This is a genomic window from Granulicatella sp. 572.rep1_STHE (assembly GCF_001073445.1).
GTDB classification, from domain to species: domain Bacteria; phylum Bacillota; class Bacilli; order Lactobacillales; family Aerococcaceae; genus Granulicatella; species Granulicatella adiacens.
Window position 1 is genome coordinate 1 of sequence record NZ_JVBO01000038.1, and the last position, 629, is coordinate 629.

Genomic DNA, 629 nt, shown 5'->3' on the forward strand with positions numbered 1-629 from the left:
TGCTGGTATTGCCATCCCTGATCACTATGGAGAATAGTACTCTCGTATTGTTCTTCTCTAAAAGCTTGTTTTAACATATCTTTTACTTGGTCTAAATTTGGTGAAGACGAAAGGGAATAAGCTATAATTTCGCTGTTATAACCATCTAAAATTGGTGATAAGTATAGTTTTTTGTTACTTGTTGGGATAGAAAATTCCGTAATGTCTGTATAGCACTTTTCCATCGGTTTTGAAGCATGAAATTGACGTTGAATAATGTTCCCAACTTTCTTTCCAACTTCTCCATGATAAGAAGAATACTTACGTTTTCTGCGAATACGAGCACTTAGCCCCAACATTTTCATCAAACGTTGTACCTTCTTATGATTTACGATGAAACCACGGTTTCTAAGCTCAAGAGTGATACGGCGATATCCATAATTTCCTTTATGCTCGGTATAAATGCTTTCTATTTCATTTTTAATGGCATGATTCTTATCTTCTTGGTTTAGCTGTTTTAAATGATAGTAGTAAGTCGAACGAGCGAGTTTGATAATCTTTAGAAGAATATCTAAAGGAAATTCTGGCACTAACTCTCTGACAATCTGCGTCTTTCTTCTTTCTCTTTTTCCTCCTTCAAGCGGAGTTCT

At 35.3% G+C, this 629-nt stretch carries 1 protein-coding gene; it reads right to left on the reverse strand.

Annotated elements, in window-relative coordinates; genetic code table 11:
* Nucleotides 1-629 (reverse strand): IS3 family transposase (locus ADH99_RS08455; protein ID WP_152904697.1); only part of this gene is annotated, 629 nt, incomplete at both ends.